Below are 17,707 nucleotides of genomic sequence, written 5' to 3' on the forward strand. Positions count from 1 at the left end.
GATGACGTCTTCTGCAGTCGGCGTTTCTTCGCCCATCCGGACGGCACGGGACATCAGTTCGCGCAGATCAAGTCATCCTCGGCAGCGGTGAATTCCGGTCCCGTAAGGCGCCGATGGCCGGCGACCACGGCTTCCGGGCGGCAGCCGGTGGCGCAAACCGATGGTGCACGTTCCGCCACTCTCGACCGACAACCTGACCCGCTGCTTCACTTGCGGCGCGCATCCGCGGCAGCAGGCCCGGCCCACCGCGGAAGCTGCGCGTGCCCTGCACCCCCCACGTTGTGTCGGAAGGGACCGGAATGACGAGTGCAGTGACGCCGGATCAATCGGAACAGCGTGAAGGATCCGCGGGACAGGCTCAGTTGAGCCTCGGGGTCGCAGCCGCCCGGAATCTGGCGACCACCACCAAGACCGTTCCGCAGATGCAGAACATCAGCTCGCGCTGGCTGCTGCGGATACTGCCCTGGGTGGAGGTCAGCGGCGGTACGTACCGGGTCAACCGGCGCCTGGCCTACGCGGTCGGCGACGGGCGGGTGACCTTCGTCCAGGAAGGGGCGGACGTCAGGGTCGTACCGGCGGAGCTGGGCGAACTGCCGCTGCTGCGCGGGTTCGACGAGCCGGAGGTGCTGCGGTCCCTGGCCGGGCGGTTCGAGCAGCGCGAGTACGAGCCGGGCGATGTCCTGGCCCGGGCCGGGCAGCCGGCGGACCATGTGGTCCTGATCGCGCACGGCAAGGTGGAGAAGACCGGCACCGGGAAGTACGGGGACGAGGTGCGGCTGGGGGTGCTCGCCGACGGCGGGTTCTTCGGCGGGCAGGTGGTGTCGGACGAGCCCGGCACGTGGGTGTTCACGGCGCGGGCGCTGACGGCGTGCACGGTGCTCGTACTGCCCCGGCAGGCGTACGAGGAGGTGGCCGGGCGGAGCGAGCCGCTGCGCGAGCACGTGCTGCGCCGCCAGGCCGAAAGGGAGCTCCCGCAGAACAAGCGCGGCGAAGCCGACATCGCGCTGGCCTCCGGCCACACCGGGGAGCCCGTCGTGCCGGGCACGTACGCCGAGTACGAACTCGCGCCGCGCGAGTACGAGTTGAGCGTGGCCCAGACGGTCCTGAGGGTGCACACGCGGGTCGCCGACCTCTACAACGACCCGATGAACCAGACCGAGCAGCAGTTGCGGCTCACGATCGAGGCGCTGCGCGAGCGCCAGGAGTACGAGCTGGTCAACAACCGCGCTTTCGGGCTGCTGCACAACGCCGACCACGGGCAGCGCATCTCCACCCACTCCGGCCCGCCCACACCGGACGACTTCGACGAGCTGCTGAGCATGCGCCGCCAGACCAAGGCGTTCTTCGCCCACCCCAAGGCGATCGCCGCTCTCGGCCGCGAGTGCAACAAACGCGGCATCTACTTCGGCGACGCCGACGTCAACGGCCATCGCATCCCAGCCTGGCGCGGTGTGCCGATCTTCCCCCTGGGCAAGCTGCCGCTCTCCGAGCAGGGCACCACCTCGGTCCTGGCCATGCGTACCGGCGAGGAGGCGTCGGGTGTGGTCGGGCTGCGGCAGACCGGGATCCCGGAGGAGTGCGAGCCGGGCATGAACGTGCGGTTCATGGGCATCAACGAGCAGGCTGTCATCTCCTACCTGGTCAGCACGTACTACTCGGCCGCGATCCTGGTGCCCGACGCGCTGGGCGTCCTGGAGAACGTCGAGGTCGGCCGCGCCTCCGGCGCCTGAGCGCCGCCCGCTACGGGCCGCGCTCGGGGAGCGGCTGCGCTCCGGCCCGTACGGCCGCTCTCCGCCCCGACAGCCACATGAGTGCCTGCCGCGCAGCGCACTCGCAACACCCTGAACTTCCCGCAGTCATCGGTACGTTGTAAGGAGTCTCCACCATGACCACCACCCCGGAAGCCCCCGCCGCCGTCCTGCGTACGGCGTACCAGCAGTCTGTCGCCGACTACTGGAACAACGAGAAGGACCCGGTGAACCTGCGGCTCGGCGAGGTCGACGACCTCTACCACCACCACTACGGACTGGGCGACTACGACCCGTCCGTGCTGGAGGGCCCGGAGGAGACCCGGGAGGCGCGCATCATCGAGGAGCTCCACCGCCTGGAGTCGGCCCAGGCCGACGTCCTCCTCGACCACCTCGGCCCCGTCGCCCCCGACCAGCGGCTGCTCGACGCGGGCTGCGGCCGCGGCGGCACCAGCATCATGGCCAACGCCCGCTTCGGCTGCCGGGTCGACGGCGTCTCCATCTCCGAGACGCAGGTCGCCTTCGCCAACGCGGAGGCCCGTCGGCGCGGCGTGGACGACAAGGTGCGCTACCACTTCCGCAACATGCTGGACACCGGCTTCCCGACGGGGGACTTCCAGGGCATCTGGAACAACGAGTCCACGATGTACGTGGACCTCAACGAGCTCTTCGCCGAGCACGCCCGGCAGCTCGCGCGCGGCGGCCGCTACGTCGTCATCACCGGCTGCTCCAACGACGTGACAGGCGGCCGCTCCAAGGCGGTCAGCGCCATCGACGAGCACTACACGTGCAACATCCACCCACGCAGTGCGTACTTCAAGGCCATGGTGGCGAACGGCCTCGTGCCGATGCACGTCGTGGACCTCACGCCCACCGCGATCCCGTACTGGGAGCTCCGGGCCAAGTCGTCGGTGGCCACGGGCGTCGAGGACCCCTTCCTGACGGCATACCGCGAAGGCAGCTTCCACTACCTCCTCATCGCCGCCGACCGCGTCTGAACCGTCTACAGGCGGCACCGTGCGCCCCACGGCCGGACGCTGTTCCACGTGACTGTGTCCGGTGCCGGGGCGACAAGATCGAGGCCCTGGTCGACGAGTTCGACCGGGGCCGGCGCATGTCGGCGTGCCTGCGGCCGATGGCGCGTTCTCTCTTCCTTGAAGACCTCGGGCGGGGCAGGATGACCGACGAGGAGTGATGACCCACATGACCGATGACCACTACCGGCGACACGTCCTGCCGTACTACCGGGCGTTCGAGTCACGCTTCGGGTACGCGGCACTGCTCGGTCGTACGCGCCACTTCGGCTGGTACGAGCCAGGTCATTCCCCATGGGGGTTCGCGGCAGCCATGCGCCGCATGGAACTCGTCGTGACCCGGAAGCTTGCCCTCCCTCCGGCGTCGTCCGTGCTCGACGCCGGGTGCGGGGTCGGCGACACAGCGCGCACGATCGCTCGGACGGGCGGGGTGCACGTCACCGGGATCGACGGGATCGAGCCGGACGTCGCCATCGCACGGCGGCGGTCGGCCCGCGCCGGCGAACCGGGCAGGCGCACGCGTTTCCTCCTGGCCGACTATCACGCCCTCCCCTTCGCCGATGCCTCCTTCGAGGGCGTCTACACCATGGAGTCCTTCGTCCACTCCCCCGACCCTCGCCAGGGGCTCGCCGAGTTCTTCCGCGTCCTGCGCCCTGGCGGAAGACTGGTGATGTTCGAGTATTCGAGCACTCCACAGGCCCATCTCCTGCCGAAGGCACGGTCCGCTCTGCTCAGGGTCTGCGAGCTCTCCGGCATGCCGGGCATGCTCACGCTGACCCACGGCCACCTGGAGCGGCTCCTCCACCAGGCCGGCTTCGTTGTCGAATCGAGCTATGACGCGACGGAGAAGATCCTGCCCATGCTGCGGTGCTTCTCGGCGCTCGGCCGGCTGCCCTACGCGCTCGCACGCGGCATGGGCCGAGGCGACAGGTTGGTCAACGCGATGAGCGGGGTGGAGATGTACCGGCACCAGGAGACTTGGCGGTACAACATCTGCAGCGCTACCAGGCCATGATGCGGCCTGATCAGTCAACTGCCCGTTCGACCTGTCGGTGCGCGACGACGCGGTGAAGAGACCGCCGCCTTCGGCGCGCCAGCTGGCCGGTCAGTGCCTCGATGCCGGGGCAGTTCGGCGTTGCGCACCGCGGTGGAAGTCAGGGCGATGACGGCGCGGGAGAGCTCGATCCGCGGCCACGGTCACGGCCGAGGTTGTCCACCGTCCGCTCGAACCCTGCACCCGCCCGTACAGGAGTCCGGGACGGCGTCCGCATCTTTGTGGCTTCTGCCAGTACGACGGTCTGCCGGAGTGCGGGAAGACTGCCCGCCGGAGGCCGCAGCGCCTCCCGGAGGCGGGCCACATTCAAGGGCATGGCGAAGCACGAGGGAGGACAGCACGATGGACGCACAGCAGTATGACGGGATCGGTGAGGCTTTCGAGGGGTTCAAGTCCCTTCCGCTGGCGCATTACGCGGAGGTGCCCAGCTTCCTCGCCATGGTCGGGGACGTGCGCGGCAAGTCGGTCCTCGACCTGGCTTCCGGAACCGGCTTCTACAGCAGGGAGTTCAAGCGGCGTGGCGCCACGGATGTGCTCGGAATCGATATCTCCGGTGAAATGGTCGCCGCGGCACGAGCCTTCGAGGAGCGTGAACCGCTGGGTGTGCGCTACGAAGTGGGTGATGTGTCCGCGCTACCACCCCTCGATCGGCGCTTCGACGTCGCCACGGGAGTTCAGCTGCTCAACTACGCGGAGGACGTCGCCGCCATGGAGCGGATGTGCCGCAACGTGCACCGGAGCCTGAAGCCGGGGGCCGAGTTCTTCGTGCTCGCGCAGACCCCTGACTACCGCTTCGACGGGCCGTCCTTGGCCAAGTACGGTTTCCTCTGCGAGCCGGCAGGGGAGGAGAGCGAGATCGGACCACGAGTGCGGATCACGGCACTGCTCGACCCACCGATCTCGTTCGTCGGTGCCTGCCCGCGCCGTGAAGTCTATGAAGGATGTCTGCGGGCGGCCGGATTCGACGAGTTGACCTGGGTCCCGCTGACAGTGTCCGACGCGGGCGTACGTGAATTCGGTGCGGAATTCTGGGCGGACTGCGTCGCCAACCCCCCACTGGAAATGCTGCGCTGCCGCGTCTGATGGGGCGATCGGGCATCCGGGGGGTTGTTGATCGGCCCCGGGCGAAGGCTTGTTCCGGGGCCAGTCGAGATTCCTCGCCGTGCCTTACCCCGCTTCGCTGTCCTCGGCGAGCCGGCCTGCGAGCCGTGCTATGGCCGACCGGATGCCATGGCCGTAGTCGTCCTTCTTGAGCGCGTCGAGGTGCTGCTGGGCTTGGGTCAGGTGTGTGCGGGCCTGTTCGGTATGGCCGAGCTTGTGGTAATCCGAGGCGAGGTTGAGGTGCAGGGATGGGTAGAACCCGCGAATCGCCAGTGACGAGTGGGTGCTGCTTGGCCCGGTCGTCGGTCACCGACCCTGCGGCTTCCAGGGCACGCAGGTCCCATGCGAGTTCGTCCTGCGGGTCCTGCTGAAGATCAGCCATGTAGTGGGCGAGGACGCACCGGTGAAAGGGGTCGCCGTCAGAAGCGATCTCTTCCCAGATCTCGGTGAACCGTCGCCGAGCGGTATCGGTTCCGCCTGCGTGCTGCAGTCCGATGGCCTCCTCGATGCGTTTCATCGTCTTGTCCTCGGTGGTCATGGGACCCTCCTCAAATGCTTGTCAGTGATCGTGTGGCAGCGTAGGGGCAACCACTGACACAACCAGCCCCGGTACCGCCGGGCCGTTCTTCTCCTCATGCTCCGTGAGGATTTCGCGTACGGGCAGCCGATGGCCGGGCTCAGAGGCGATCACCTCACGAGTGCCCCACCTCCAGCCGGACCATCGCGCCTTCCACCAGCGGAAGTGCTACCCCCGCATGCCCCGCCTTGACCTTCACACAATGACAAGGGGTTCACTGCGGCCAAGGAGGTGATCCCGACGATCATGTCGAAACAGGACACGGATACCATGCGAGCGCTCCAAGGGCTGGAGAACAACAACCCGTCGGTACGGCTGCGGGCAGCCCTGGCAATCGGCACGGCGCCTGACCCGCGGTTCGTCGTCACGCTCATCGAACGAGGCGCGATCGAGCCCGAATTCTACGTGCGCGAAATGCTTACGTGGGCTCTCACCCGTCACTCGTCATCAACAGTGGTCCCCAAGCTCATCGAAGAACTCCGCTCGGAGCGCGCGCAGGCGCGAAGCCAGGCGTTGCACACGCTGTCCAAGATCGGGGATCGGCAAGCGTGGCCGGCGATCACACACGCGCTTCTGACCGACGCCGACGACGAGGTGGCGCGGAGCGCCTGGCGGGCAGCGGTCGTGCTCGTGCCCGAAGGTGGAGAGCACGAGTTGGCCGGAGTGCTGGTGACGCAGCTCGGGCGCGGCGCGCGTGAGACGCAGTTGAGCCTCAGCCGGGCGCTGATCGGTCTCGGTGAGATGATCATGCCGATTCTGCGCGCCGTGCTGACGGATCTCGACCCTCACGCGCGTCAGCACGCGATCGCCACGGAACGGCTGTTCCGCAACCCGGATGCCGGATTCGAGTTCGCGATCGAGGAGGCGAAGCGCATCATGGCGCTCGGCACGACCAGCCAGGAGGGGTGACAAACGGTGTTGATCGGTGATGTGGCACGACGGTCGGGGGTCAGCGCCCGCATGCTCAGGCACTACGACTCGCTCGGCCTGGTGCGGCCAACGGGTCGTACCGAGGCCGGCTACCGGGAATACTCCAGCGAAGACATCCGGCGGATCCTCCATGTCGAGAGCCTGCGGTCATTGGGGATGTCGCTGCGTGAAGTCGGGCGTGCGCTGGATGACCCCGGCTTCACGCCCTCGGAGCTCGTCGACGACCTCATCCGCCAGACCCGCGAACGTATCGCGGCTGAGACCGCGCTGCTCACACGACTTCGTCGGATCGGCGCCACGGAGCCCGCCGGCTGGGAGGACGTACTCCAGATCGTCGCGCTCCTCCAGGCCCTGAGGTCGGAGAGCGCGGGGAGCCGTCAGCGTGCGGCATTGTCCTCGGTCGACGGGGTTCCGGTGCCGGTGGAGTCCCTGGCCGAAGCGGCCCTGAGCGAGACGGACCCGAACGTCGCCGGAGCCCTTCGATGGGCGCTGGCGCGAGCGGGTGACGGTGGGCTGGCGTTGCTGGCGGATGGTCTCGGCTCATCGGTGGCCGACGTGCGCAAGCGTGCCGTCCAGTCCATTGCCGAGATTCCGACCGGTGAGGCAACCGCACTGCTACAGGACGCTCTCACGGACTCCGACATCGCGGTCCGCAGAAGTGCGGCTCTGTCCCTCGCGGCACGTGGAGAGGCCGACGCGATCCCGACGCTCATCGACATGGTCGTCGAGGGGACGGACGACACGGCCGCAGCCGATGCCCTGAGCGCGCTGACGAGCGATCCCGCGTTGGCGGACCAGATCACCACAAGGCTCGTCGACTGCCTCGCCCAGGACACCCTCGAATCGTCCGCGCGCCGGCGGCTGACACAGGCGCTCGCGGACATCCCGGGAACCACGACGTCAGGCGCCCTCGCAGCTCTGTCACATGACGAAGACCGTGGCGTCGCGCTTACCGCGGCATACCTTCTCACGCTACGCGACGCACGATCCGGAGCCGCTGTCGCCTGAGGGCGTTACGGCCGGGGGAAGCCGACCGGGTTCCTGCCGAGGGCAGGCTGGCCAGGAGCGACGGCACCCGGCGACCGGATGCCGCCGCCTCTGGGAAGTGGCTCAGTCGATCTGGTTGTTCGTGTGCTTGGGCAGGCAGAACATCAGGGCCCACATCAGGGCGAGGAGGCTGCCGACCCACCACAGCACGGTGATGAACGCGTCGCGGTTGAGTCCGGCGTCGGGCGAGCCGCCGGTGATGGCGAAGAACACCAGGGCGGTCAGCGCGGTGCCGAGGGCGATGCCCAGGTGGATGGCGGTGTTGAACAGACCGGAGGCGGCTCCGGCGTCCTCGTGCGGGACCCTGGCCAGCGACAGGTCGGCGAGCGGGCCGCCGACCATGCCGAGGCCGAAGCCGATCAGTACCACCGGAGCGGTCATCGCCAGCAGGGTCGGATTCCCCTGGCCTGTGTCGACCTGGAGCCCGTAGGCGGCCATCGAAGCGGACGCGATGAGGGCTCCGGTCTGGGGCAACCTGCGGGCGAAGCGCCCGCCGCTCTTCGCCGCGATCGTCGCGCCGGCCAGCTCTCCGAGGGAGAGCAGCACGAAGGCCAGGGCCGCGTGGAAGGGGCTCATGCCCAGGCCGCGCTGGAGGTAGAGGGTCCAGGTCATGAAGAACAGCCCGCAGAGCAGGCCGTGCGTCAGCTGCGCGGCCATGCCGCCGGAGAACTGCCTGCCCCGGAAGAGGGACAGGGGCACCAGGGGCGCCTTGTCCTGCTTGCGCTGCTGGTGCCGCAGGAAGACGCCCAGCGCAAGGAGACCGGTGGTGAACATGGCAAAGCACCACAGCGGCCAGTGATGGAGGTGCCCCTCGGAGAGCGGGAAGACGATCAGGACGATGGCCAGTGCGGACAGCAGCATGCCGCTGAGGTCGAGCCGGTCGGCCTTCTGGACGGTCGACTCGGGGATGAATGTGCGTCCCAGGAGGAGCACGGCGAGGCCGACGGGCACGTTGGCCAGGAAGATCGGCCGCCATGACAGCCCGAGCAGGTCGGCCTCGGTGAGCAGGCCGCCCATCACCGGACCCAGGACGTTGGCGAGCGACATGACGGCCCCGTACAGACCGAACACCTTGCTGCGGTTCTGTCCCTCAAAGGTGACGTGGAGGGTGGCCAGGACCTGCGGGATCATCAGAGCCACCCCGACGCCCTGGAGCAGGCGGGCACCGATCAGCACGCCCGGCCCGGTGGCCAGACCGCACAGCAGCGAGGCCGCGGTGAACACGATGGTGCCGATGAAGAGGATCTTTCGCCTGCCGTAGAGGTCGCCGAGGCGCCCGCCGGTGATCAGCCCGACGGCGACGGGCAGTGAATAGCCGGTGGTCAGCCATTGCACCGCGGCCGGTCCGGCGCCGGTCGACTCCTGGATCGCGGGCAGGGCGGTCAGGACGACCGACTGGTCGATCATGTCCATCAGCTCGGCGCCCAGCAGCACCATGAGGGCGATCCAGGCCCCCAAGGCCATCTTCGACGGTCCAGGTCTGGGGTGGGCTGGGGGCTGGGTGGTGTGCTGCGGCTCGTTCTCGAGCGCGGGGGAAGGCACTGTGGGGCTCCTGATCCAAAGAGTCGGGGAGCCCTGCCGACAGCCGCACCGGGGCCGGAAAACACGAAAACCCGGGGCAGTCGGCAGAGCTGCACCCGGAGAATGACAGGGAAAAGCGGGGGTGGGTGACGCAACTCAGGCCAGCGCGACGTCCGCCCCCGGACACGTTCAAACGATCAGAACGTGGGGAACTGCGGACGGCTACTTGGCCTGGGAGATAAGTCGTCACCTCGAAACACAGCGCCGGGCCCCGGATCGGGCGCAGGCGGAACTCAAACAGGGTAAAGGCCCCTCCGGCATCCGTGCAACGCGATATCTCACCCACACCCCGCCGCGGCATCCCGGGCCTGCGACGTAACCCTTCAGTCCGCCAGATCCCCTCAAAGTGAAGCTTCGATCCGCGGACTGCGACGTCACTGGACACACATGGCCCGAGGCGGGATTGAACCCCGTTGGGAGGCGTAGCGACCGTGGAGGTCGCGGTTGTCCTTCCAAGCGTCGAGACGCAATCCCAGCTCGCCCACGCCCAGCGCTCACGACTCGTCGCAGCCGCCCAAGGATTCCCCCGCAGGGTATTTACGCAGGTCAGCTGCCAGCTGCGATAAAGTGCCCGGACTTTGTCCTCCGTCGTCAGAGGAGCAATCGTGTTCGACCTCATCGTCATCATCCGCGTGCCCAAGGCCGAAGACGCCGTCCATGTCGCGGACGCTCTGGCCCGTATGCGTCCACTGTGCCTGGCCGAAGACGGCTGCGTCAGCTGGGAGGCGTACCGATCGCACGAGGATGCCGCGCGTTTTGTCCTGGTCGAGCGCTGGGCGACTCGGGAGCATTGGGAGACCCACGGCTCCGGTGCGGCCATCCAGGACATCTATCTTCCCGAGATCATGCCGCGTATCGAACGTGAGGTGCACCCGAGCAGCCCTGTCGCATCGGTGTGAAACCTAGGGGACGCGGGGCATGGCGCTTCCGTGGTCAGCACGGGCCCGTGCGGCCGCGTGATCTGACTCCACTACTGCTGGCCGGTGGAGGCCGTGAGTTCCGCCAGCTTCGCGACCGTGTTCCAGTTGCGCGTCGTCGCCACGCCCCGCGCCGCTCTTCCTAAGGCATCCGCCAGCTTCGAACGGCCCAGGCCGTCTGGGGCGTAGAGGTAGAGCGCGCGGTCGCCGAGGCGGAAGTCCTCCGGGAGGAAGCGCTCGGCATCGACCTTCGCGAAGTCGGCCGCGGTGACCGGATTCGCGAAGTACGTGACGTGGAGCTGCTTCGGCTCCAGGGACGCCGCCGGGAAGGGGCAGGCGTCGGCCACCGCTCTCAAGTAGGCATGGTCGCGCACCAGGACGTCGACGGGAAATCCGAACCGGTCCTCGATCGCCTGGCTCACCCGCGTCTCGAGCGCCGCTTCGTCCGTGGGCACGCTCGTGAAGACCGCGTTGCCGCTCTGCAGATGCGTGCGGACATCTCCGTACCCCAACTCCGTGAGCAACGCCCGCAGATCCGCCATCGGGACCTTCCGGTGGCCGCCCACATTGATGCCGCGGAGAAGCGCCGCGTACGCCTTCGTCGTCATCCGCCCACCTTAAACAAACTCCGGTGTGCGAATTCTCGTATCGGTCACCTGTCTGGAGCTCGGCTGGAAGATGTAAGAAGAGCGTGGCGCTGTTCCGTCCCCGGGGTACCAGTAGCCAGAACGGACTGCGCGACGAAGAAGGAGTACCCGTGACGATTCAGCGGATGGACAACGTAGGCATCGTCGTCGACGATCTCAAGGCTGCCATCGCCTTTTTCACCGAGCTCGGCATGGAGCTGGAAGGCGAAGCGCAGATCGAGGGAGTCTGGGCAGACCAGACGGTGGGCCTCGACGGGGTCCGCAGTGCCATCGCGATGATGCGCACCCCGGACGGCCACGGCAAGCTGGAGCTGACGAAGTTCCACGCTCCCGCGGCGATCGCTGCCGGGCCGCTCAACCCGCCACCCAACACTCTGGGCCTGCACCGTGTCATGTTCGCCGTCGACGACATCGACGACACGATCACCCGGCTGCGCCGCCATGGCGCGGAACTCCTCGGCGAGGTGGCGCAGTACGAGAACGTCTACCGGCTCTGCAACCTCCGCGGCCCCTCGGGAATCATCGTCGCTCTGGCCGAACGGATCGGCTAGGTTCTGCCTCATTGGTCAGCTTCGGGTTCAGATGAGGATGCTCACGAGGTGGAGTGCGGCCCGATAAGCGATCGCGAGGCCTCCTCGTCGCAAGCAGTGACTGCCCTTGGTCGGACGGCTGTGGGACGACCGCACGGATGCCCCAGCGCCACGCTCCCTCCTTAGCCACCCTTGACCTCAATCGAACTTGAGGTACCAAGATCGTGTGCAGCGGGGAACACCCGCCTCACGGACAAGGCAACAGGAGCACCTCATGAGCGGCAGCACGACGGAGTTCGTATCGATCATCGACTACACGGTGGAGGGTGGGCCGCAGACGCAGGACGAACTGGTGGCTGCGTTCGCTCCGTTGCTGGAGAAGTGGGTGGCGTTCTACCCCGGCTATGTGTCGGCCCGCTTCCACGTGAGCACCGATGGCACCCGGGTCTACAACGTCGTGACCTGGGAAAGCGAGGCGGACTACCGGAATTTCGTGGAGAACTCCGACACCGACGGCCGCATGGCGGCCATAGGCGCGGCAGTGGAGGGCCTCACCTCGGGGAAGGCGGAGCCCAGGATGACGGGTGCACCGACGTACCGCATGGCGCGCCAGGTCGGGCCGACGGCGTTGCGCGGGTGACGGAGAGCGGCCCAGCCGCATGCCGGAGCGGTGGCGGGTCCGATGGGGGCCCGCCACCGGAATCCCCGGCAACGGGGAATTCGAAGGCAAAACCTAGTCGCCGCCGTCACCGCCCCCGCTGTCACCCCCGTCATGACCTCCACCGGCGTCACCGCTGTCGCCGCCGTCCGTACCCCAGCCGTCGCCGCCTCCGGGATCGTTGTCCTCTCCGCTCGTCCCGAGATTGCTGAACCACGAACGGTCCCAGTCGTCGTCGACGGCGACCGGCTCGCCCGCGGATGCCGGGCTCGGCTGTGCGCGGAACCGCACCAGGCCCGTCGTGTCCCCGAGTCCGAAGGCGACGGCGAAGACCTGTGCCATGACGGCGTCCAGCGGGTCGGCGCTCTCGTAGCGCACGGGGGCCAGCGGCAGCAGCACCGTGTCCGGCTCGACCGCCGGCCGGCGCGGAGGGCGCGTCAGGAGGGCAACGCGCCGTTCGTCGCGCAGCAGCCACGAACTGACCGCGTTCTCCCGCCGCAGCAACCACTGCTGCCCGGGCAACCGCACCTCCACCGAGCTCTTGGACTTGCGCAGCTTCTTCCTGAAGGCGAGCTGCGCCGTGAGGTCGCCCACGGTCAGGCACAAGCCGTGGGACGGGCCCTGGGAGCCGCGGTGGAAGCCGTGCGGCGCCCGGATCCGTACGGCGGGAGCGTGCGACCCCCACACATCCACGCGCACCAGACGCCGGTCCACGACGACGGTGACCGGCCCGGCGGGTCCCGGCGCGGTGCGCCGCGCCATCCACAGCGGTACGCCCTCGGTACGAGCCCTGGCCCCCAGAGCGGCCACCTGCTCCGGTCCACCACACTGCCGTACCGCCAGCTCGCCCAAGTTCCGGGCGAATTCGGCGGCCTGACGCACCTTCACCGGCACGGCGGTGCCGGTGACCCGAGTCACCGGGACGACGCCGGCACCGTCCGGCAACCGCTCCAGCGGACGCTCCGCTCCCCCGCCCCCGAGCCAGCAGCCGCGCTGGAACGCCTCGGCCATGCCGCCGAGGTTCAGCTCGTCCAGCGGTGTGGTCCTGCCACCCCTGCGCAGACCGGCTTCGGTCAGCTCCACGCTCCGCACCAGCGGATTCCACGAACGCTCGCCATAGAGCACCTGGCTCACATCAACCCCCATACTTTTTACGCCTTCACCAGAGCCCACCGGGCGACTTGTGCCGCCACTTGGAGCCGCCCCGCAACGGCGGCTACGCTGTCGGCGGGCCCGTCTCCCAGGCGATGCGCAGGTCAATGTCGTGCTCGTCCGGGCACGGCTGCCCGTCGACGGGACAGAACCTCTCCGGGTCCGCCCAGTACCCCGGCCACATGGCCTCGGCCCGCTCCACGCACATGGTGCAGAGCGTTTCGACAGCCACATTGACGGTGTCCGCCTCGGCCCCGCAGAACGCGGTACGCCACGAGGGGTCCCGGCAGCACACCAGGTGCCCGATCTCATCAGGGTCGGCGTCCAGACGGAACGAGGGTTCGGTCCGTGCTCCCAGGGCGTCGGCGTTCTGCTCTCTGGCGGCGGGTGACATCTGTCCGACCTTACGCCACAGACCTGCACGTTTTCGAACCGCCCTCACCGGCCCGCCCCGTCGTACCCCGAGCTCAAAGGCGCGCGACATCTGAGTACGCGCACCGTTCCGTGTGGGCCACCGATCCGGTGGAGTGAACGTATGAAATACCTCGCGACATCGGACACCGGCTCATCACAGGCGTCAGAACGCCGGGACACCCCTCCCGCCCATGTCGTGCTGGGACGGCCCATCGTCGGGACGGCTACGCCGGCCATCATCGGGAACCGCCAGTCGCAGGCCGCCATCGTGTTCGGCATCCGCCGTACCCCAACGTCTGTTCGTTGCACCTGGCGGCCACCTCATACACAGCCAGGCTCTCCGATATACCTTTACGTCCGGGTCGTCGGCAGTGATACCCCACGACGCCGCAGGCGCGGGATCAGACGGGGAACGCGTCGCTTGTACTCCTCGTACGTGCCCGGAAATGCCTCGGACATCAGTTTCTCCTCGACGTTGATCTTCCACTGCACGAGGAGGACAGCCAGCAACACCGCCACTACCCAGCCTCCGAACAGCATCAGCACTGCGGTACCGATGAACATGCCGAGGATGCCCGTGTAAATGGGGTGCCGGACGATCGCGTAGGGGCCGTCGGTGCGCAGTTCGTGGCCCTGCTTTTCCACAGGTGCGGAGGTCCACATGAGGCCGAGGCGGAGGCGAGCCCAGACCGTGAAGGCGGTCGCGGCGATCAGCACGACGGCGCCCACGGCCCGCAGCCACTGCACATGCAGGGTGATCGGCTCCCATGTGCCGTGCGGCAGCAGCGCGTTCACCGTCACCGCCACGACGATCCCGGCGGCAATGCTCCACCGCTGGAGCGGCTGTCCGCGTTTGCGCACGGCCGGGGAGCGGCGCGCGTTGTAGAGCGCGCCGAGGGCCCATACGGTCAGGAACGTCAGCCAGCAGACGACGTCGATCCCTGTCGCGACGTGACGCCACTGCGAGTCGGTCATGTTCGTTTCGCCCCCTTCAGCCGGGACGGCCCGTTCCTCCCGATGAGACGCAACGGCCCACGGACCGGTTTCCAGCGAGGAGGGTTCCGGGCGTACGCGACACGGCGCACGGGCGCGCAACGAGCAGCCCAGCAGCCGCTCGCTGTTCTGTTGCCCCAGTCGACATGATCAAGTAAAGTCCGCCGACGTGAACACCGGACCGGCGCTACGCCACACACGGATTGGCCACCCGGTGGAGGGCTGATCGCGCAGCGGGTGCGCGGTAGGCGCCCCCACAGTTCGGCACGCGGACCTCCCGACGCTCATGCGTCCCGAGTCCCTTCTCAGTGCCGAGCAATTACGAGGTCAGCTGCATGACAGTCACGTTCAACCACACCATCATCGCCGCCAAGGATCGCAGCGAGTCGGCTCAGTTCTTCCGCGAGCTGTTGGAACTCCCGGAAGCACCGTCCTGGGGCCCGTTCACCAATATCCAGCTCTCTGACGGCGTGCTGCTTCAGTTCGCCGAGCCACCGGTGGATATCCAGATGCAGCATTACGCGTTCCTCATCGACGACGAGCTGTTCGACCGGGCGTACCAGCAGCTCCGTGATCGCGGCATCGAGCACTGGGCCGATCCGCAGATGCGGCGTCCGAGCGAGATCAACAACGAGCACGGTGGTCGAGGGGTGTACTTCAAGGACCCCGCAGGTCACGCGATTGAGCTGATCACTCGCCCGTACCTGTAACCGAGTGAGTGCCTGGTCGGGCGCCCGGGATGCGGGGCCCGACCAGGCAGTCCTGGGGTCACCAGTAGAGGAGCCGACGTCTGTCGCGCCACACCCCATGCCCCTGTAACGTGAGCCGCTCGTCATCGGGGTCGACTCTGGGGCTGGGAGCGACTTGGTGCAGCGTGTGACCGGAGTGGATCACCATCTCGCCGCTCTCGTAAGGGACGTATTCCATGGTGTGGAAGCGTTTCAGGTCGGCGGCGGACTCGACCCAGCCCTTTTTCGAAGACGGAATTCCTCGTAGCTCGTCAGGGTGCGGGCTTCGACCGCAAGCCGTAGGCCGACAGGTGGGTCAAGAGTGTAGTCAGCCCGATACGCAGTTCCGTGTGCATGAGCGCGGCCCCCATGCAGTGGTGCGGGCCGCGGCCGAGGGGGAGGTGGCACGGTCCGGCGCGGGTGGTGTCGAAGCGGTACGGTCCGGGCAGGCCGCTGGGTCGCGGTTGGCCAGGCCGAACGCCACTGCCGCGCGGACGCCGGCGGTGTCGGCGCGGGTCATTCCGTCCGTGATGGCGGGGCAGCACCGCAGTGTCTCCTCAACGGTCGGGGCCAGGAGGCCGAGGTCGGTGGCCATTCCTGGCAAGCCAGTCGGAATGCGTGAACAAGCACAGGAGAGCGCTGGTGAGTTGATGCGCGGAGAGGAGGATGTGGCCGTCGAAGAACAGCGAGGCTGCCAGCCCTGTCAACTCGCCGGCTTCCAAGCCACCGCTGTGGTGGACCGCGAGCAGGTCGCGCAGAGGTCCCGGCGAAGGTCGTGCTGATCGAGCAACTCCACGACAGCACTGTGCAGGCCCGACTCTGCATAATACAAAGCAGAGCCATTGGCGTCGGGTACCTTCGACCAAGCGCACGACCAGCGGTCCAGCCCCAGCCGCGCGTGTTCCGGTACGCCGCATCACGCCTCCCGGACACAGGACCTCAAGTCAGGGTCACCATATGGATCCTCGGATCTGCCGTTCGCCACTGGGCGTCTGTAGATGGGGTGTTCGCCATCACCGGCCGCTCGTCAGCGGCGACGTGTTTCCGACGTTCACCGACTCGGGGCCAGGCGGTCCCCCGACGAACCGGTGGAGTGACCACCCTTCGCCAAGGTGACGAACAGGCGCGTGCAGGACCGATTCGCCATCCACGCAGGGGTGATGCCGCGCATGCGGCCGAGGCCGCGTGGGCAGACCCGGCCCGACCAGATCACCCTTACATCGGAAGGCACACCATGCGCCGCATCACCACCGTCCTCCTCGGAGCCGCCGCGATCCTCGGCATCCTCACCGTGCCCGCGAGCGCGGACGAGGCGCCCTGGAACCGCCTGGTGAGCGTGAACACCAATGCGGCCAGCGCGGACCCATGGCACTCGGGAGCTCCTGAACGCAACGGGCTGATCGTCCTGCCGTGATCCTGCCGTCCTGCCCGGGCACCGCCGTCCGGTGCCCGGGCAGGACGCTGCTCGAGCCCGGTCGGAGCAAGGACCGAGCGTGTACGGCTCGACGCTGCCGTTCACCACCCAGGAGCTGGTGAAGCGGCGCGCCGGCCGGATCAACAGCTGAGGTTTTCGTGTCGACATGCACAGCAAGGACGCCGCGCATGCCGGGAAGCCGTCGACGCGCCTCAATCTGGTCGCGGCTTGGCGTGAAGGCCACGGTGTTCACCGACGCCGAGCGCGCCGCCCTGGGGCCGGCCGAGCAGGGCACCCGCCTCGCCGACGCCGCCGGTGGAGTCACGGGCGAGTCCTGGGCGAACGCCCCCAAGCATGACGACGAGGAGCAGCTCGCTGCCCTCGTATGCCTCATCTCCCTGACCAACGCCTTCAACCGGGGCAATGCCATGCTCCGGCAGCCCGCCGGTGGCCATCAGCCCGGCCGGCGCGAGTAACCGGAGTCCAGCCGCCCCGCCGGGCTCTCCCGGGCGATCGTGGAAGATGAACCCATGACAGGGGAAGCTGGCGAGATCGTTCTGAGCAAGCGGGAACTTCGCGAGGTCACCGCGTTCGCCGCAGCGTGTGCGGAGGTGGTGCTCGAGATCTTCGAGACCGATCAGCCGGACGACTCGCGGCCCCGAGACGCTGTCAGTGCCGCGTGGGAGTTCGCCCGGGGCGGCGGACGCGGGAAATCTCTGCGCGACACGGCGTCGGCGGCCCTCAAGGCGGCCAAGTGCGCGGACACTGCGGCTGCGCGCGAGGCGGCGTGGGCAGCGATGTCCGCGGCAGGCGCCGCCTACCTGCATCCGTTGCCCAAGGCCACCCAGGTCAAGCACATTCTCGGCGCCGACGCCTACGCGGCCAGAGCGGCCGAACTCGTCGCCGACGACGACCGGAGCGTCGGTGCCGCACACCTCGAGCAGGCGGTGCACCGTGCGACACCGGTCGTCGTTGACGTGCTCAAACGCTTCCCGGCGGCGCCGAGTGGTGGCGGCCGTGTCGGTGAATTGATCCGCGTACTGGACGCCGACCTTCGTTCACTCACCCTCGTTGAGGACCCGCCATCCTGATTTCCGCTGGTCGGCGGGGCTGACATGTCGAGTTCCGACTCCGGGTCGCCGGAGCCGGAACAGGCGCTGGCCGGTACGGACGCGGACGGAA

The 17,707-nt window shown here is 68.1% G+C and carries 17 protein-coding genes and 2 pseudogenes; 13 read left to right on the forward strand and 6 right to left on the reverse strand.

Going from position 1 to position 17,707, the window contains the following annotated elements:
* The first annotated feature begins 299 nt into the window (after positions 1-299).
* From ACFY1P_RS03630 to ACFY1P_RS03645, 4 genes are all read left to right on the forward strand, one after another.
* Positions 300-1,730: a family 2B encapsulin nanocompartment shell protein gene (locus ACFY1P_RS03630; RefSeq protein WP_390749564.1), complete on the forward strand. Its 1,431-nt coding sequence runs from the start codon at positions 300-302 to the stop codon at positions 1,728-1,730.
* 155 nt (positions 1,731-1,885) lie between these two features.
* Positions 1,886-2,746, forward strand: a complete 861-nt coding sequence (locus ACFY1P_RS03635) for a geranyl diphosphate 2-C-methyltransferase (protein WP_390749565.1) — start codon at positions 1,886-1,888, stop codon at positions 2,744-2,746.
* Positions 2,747-2,951: 205 nt separating this feature from the next.
* A complete protein-coding gene (locus tag ACFY1P_RS03640) occupies positions 2,952-3,797 on the forward strand; it encodes a methyltransferase domain-containing protein (protein WP_361522574.1) in 846 nt (281 codons plus the stop codon).
* A 381-nt stretch (positions 3,798-4,178) separates the two neighbouring features.
* Positions 4,179-4,919, forward strand: a complete 741-nt coding sequence (locus ACFY1P_RS03645) for a class I SAM-dependent methyltransferase (protein ID WP_390749566.1) — start codon at positions 4,179-4,181, stop codon at positions 4,917-4,919.
* Between the two features lie 84 nt (positions 4,920-5,003).
* Here ACFY1P_RS03645 and ACFY1P_RS03650 read toward each other — a convergent pair.
* Positions 5,004-5,475 (reverse strand): annotated as a pseudogene (locus ACFY1P_RS03650) (hypothetical protein).
* A 285-nt stretch (positions 5,476-5,760) separates the two neighbouring features.
* On the opposite strand from ACFY1P_RS03650, the gene ACFY1P_RS03655 reads away from it, so the two are divergent.
* Positions 5,761-6,423 (forward strand): HEAT repeat domain-containing protein, encoded by a 663-nt coding sequence (locus ACFY1P_RS03655; protein ID WP_390749801.1) that lies wholly within the window; start codon positions 5,761-5,763, stop codon positions 6,421-6,423.
* Positions 6,424-6,429: 6 nt separating this feature from the next.
* Entirely contained in the window at positions 6,430-7,452 is a 1,023-nt protein-coding gene (locus ACFY1P_RS03660; protein WP_390749567.1) for a MerR family transcriptional regulator, read from the forward strand.
* Between the two features lie 102 nt (positions 7,453-7,554).
* Here the strand turns inward: ACFY1P_RS03660 and ACFY1P_RS03665 are convergent, their stop codons facing one another.
* The gene (locus tag ACFY1P_RS03665) at positions 7,555-9,033 is read right to left on the reverse strand and encodes an MFS transporter (RefSeq protein WP_390749568.1); all 1,479 of its coding nucleotides are present in this window, start codon (positions 9,031-9,033) and stop codon (positions 7,555-7,557) included.
* Positions 9,034-9,677: 644 nt separating this feature from the next.
* On the opposite strand from ACFY1P_RS03665, the gene ACFY1P_RS03670 reads away from it, so the two are divergent.
* Positions 9,678-9,971, forward strand: a complete 294-nt coding sequence (locus ACFY1P_RS03670) for an antibiotic biosynthesis monooxygenase (protein WP_361522589.1) — start codon at positions 9,678-9,680, stop codon at positions 9,969-9,971.
* Positions 9,972-10,042: 71 nt separating this feature from the next.
* On the opposite strand, the gene ACFY1P_RS03675 is transcribed toward ACFY1P_RS03670, so the two are convergent.
* Complete coding sequence (locus tag ACFY1P_RS03675; protein WP_361522592.1) at positions 10,043-10,597, reverse strand: DUF1697 domain-containing protein; 555 nt, start codon at positions 10,595-10,597, stop codon at positions 10,043-10,045.
* 149 nt (positions 10,598-10,746) lie between these two features.
* Here ACFY1P_RS03675 and ACFY1P_RS03680 point away from each other — a divergent pair, with 149 nt between their 5' ends.
* The gene (locus ACFY1P_RS03680; RefSeq protein WP_361522595.1) at positions 10,747-11,187 is read left to right on the forward strand and encodes a VOC family protein; all 441 of its coding nucleotides are present in this window, start codon (positions 10,747-10,749) and stop codon (positions 11,185-11,187) included.
* Positions 11,188-11,440: 253 nt separating this feature from the next.
* A complete protein-coding gene (locus tag ACFY1P_RS03685) occupies positions 11,441-11,806 on the forward strand; it encodes an antibiotic biosynthesis monooxygenase family protein (RefSeq protein WP_390749569.1) in 366 nt (121 codons plus the stop codon).
* Positions 11,807-11,899: 93 nt separating this feature from the next.
* Here the strand turns inward: ACFY1P_RS03685 and ACFY1P_RS03690 are convergent, their stop codons facing one another.
* The 3 genes from ACFY1P_RS03690 to ACFY1P_RS03700 all read right to left on the reverse strand — a co-directional run bounded on the left by ACFY1P_RS03690 (position 11,900) and on the right by ACFY1P_RS03700 (position 14,365).
* Positions 11,900-12,970: a hypothetical protein gene (locus tag ACFY1P_RS03690; protein WP_390749570.1), complete on the reverse strand. Its 1,071-nt coding sequence runs from the start codon at positions 12,968-12,970 to the stop codon at positions 11,900-11,902.
* A 70-nt stretch (positions 12,971-13,040) separates the two neighbouring features.
* On the reverse strand, positions 13,041-13,370 hold the full coding sequence (locus ACFY1P_RS03695) for a hypothetical protein (protein ID WP_361522603.1): 330 nt from the start codon (positions 13,368-13,370) through the stop codon (positions 13,041-13,043).
* A 371-nt stretch (positions 13,371-13,741) separates the two neighbouring features.
* On the reverse strand, positions 13,742-14,365 hold the full coding sequence (locus ACFY1P_RS03700; protein WP_361522605.1) for an isoprenylcysteine carboxylmethyltransferase family protein: 624 nt from the start codon (positions 14,363-14,365) through the stop codon (positions 13,742-13,744).
* Between the two features lie 353 nt (positions 14,366-14,718).
* Between ACFY1P_RS03700 and ACFY1P_RS03705 the strand changes: the two genes are divergently transcribed.
* From ACFY1P_RS03705 to ACFY1P_RS03720, 4 genes and pseudogenes are all read left to right on the forward strand, one after another.
* Entirely contained in the window at positions 14,719-15,093 is a 375-nt protein-coding gene (locus ACFY1P_RS03705) for a VOC family protein (protein WP_361522608.1), read from the forward strand.
* Between the two features lie 1,252 nt (positions 15,094-16,345).
* Entirely contained in the window at positions 16,346-16,525 is a 180-nt protein-coding gene (locus ACFY1P_RS03710; RefSeq protein ID WP_361522614.1) for a hypothetical protein, read from the forward strand.
* Positions 16,526-16,604: 79 nt separating this feature from the next.
* Positions 16,605-17,001 (forward strand): annotated as a pseudogene (locus tag ACFY1P_RS03715) (carboxymuconolactone decarboxylase family protein); the annotation flags it as partial.
* A gap of 54 nt (positions 17,002-17,055) precedes the next feature.
* Complete coding sequence (locus ACFY1P_RS03720; RefSeq protein WP_390749571.1) at positions 17,056-17,616, forward strand: putative immunity protein; 561 nt, start codon at positions 17,056-17,058, stop codon at positions 17,614-17,616.
* Positions 17,617-17,707: the final 91 nt, after the last annotated feature.

This window comes from Streptomyces sp. NPDC001407, from assembly GCF_042895325.1.
Taxonomy (GTDB): domain Bacteria; phylum Actinomycetota; class Actinomycetes; order Streptomycetales; family Streptomycetaceae; genus Streptomyces.

Bases quoted from the DNA above. Each gene is read 5' to 3' on its own strand.
- ACFY1P_RS03630 (WP_390749564.1), top strand. From the start codon at position 300: ATGACGAGTGCAGTGACGCCGGATCAATCGGAACAGCGTGAAGGATCC.
- ACFY1P_RS03720 (WP_390749571.1), top strand. From the start codon at position 17,056: ATGACAGGGGAAGCTGGCGAGATCGTTCTGAGCAAGCGGGAACTTCGC.
- ACFY1P_RS03685 (WP_390749569.1), top strand. From the start codon at position 11,441: ATGAGCGGCAGCACGACGGAGTTCGTATCGATCATCGACTACACGGTG.
- ACFY1P_RS03695 (WP_361522603.1), bottom strand. From the start codon at position 13,370: ATGTCACCCGCCGCCAGAGAGCAGAACGCCGACGCCCTGGGAGCACGG.
- ACFY1P_RS03690 (WP_390749570.1), bottom strand. From the start codon at position 12,970: ATGGGGGTTGATGTGAGCCAGGTGCTCTATGGCGAGCGTTCGTGGAAT.
- ACFY1P_RS03645 (WP_390749566.1), top strand. From the start codon at position 4,179: ATGGACGCACAGCAGTATGACGGGATCGGTGAGGCTTTCGAGGGGTTC.
- ACFY1P_RS03705 (WP_361522608.1), top strand. From the start codon at position 14,719: ATGACAGTCACGTTCAACCACACCATCATCGCCGCCAAGGATCGCAGC.
- ACFY1P_RS03700 (WP_361522605.1), bottom strand. From the start codon at position 14,365: ATGACCGACTCGCAGTGGCGTCACGTCGCGACAGGGATCGACGTCGTC.
- ACFY1P_RS03640 (WP_361522574.1), top strand. From the start codon at position 2,952: ATGACCGATGACCACTACCGGCGACACGTCCTGCCGTACTACCGGGCG.
- ACFY1P_RS03710 (WP_361522614.1), top strand. From the start codon at position 16,346: ATGCGCCGCATCACCACCGTCCTCCTCGGAGCCGCCGCGATCCTCGGC.
- ACFY1P_RS03635 (WP_390749565.1), top strand. From the start codon at position 1,886: ATGACCACCACCCCGGAAGCCCCCGCCGCCGTCCTGCGTACGGCGTAC.
- ACFY1P_RS03655 (WP_390749801.1), top strand. From the start codon at position 5,761: ATGTCGAAACAGGACACGGATACCATGCGAGCGCTCCAAGGGCTGGAG.
- ACFY1P_RS03675 (WP_361522592.1), bottom strand. From the start codon at position 10,597: ATGACGACGAAGGCGTACGCGGCGCTTCTCCGCGGCATCAATGTGGGC.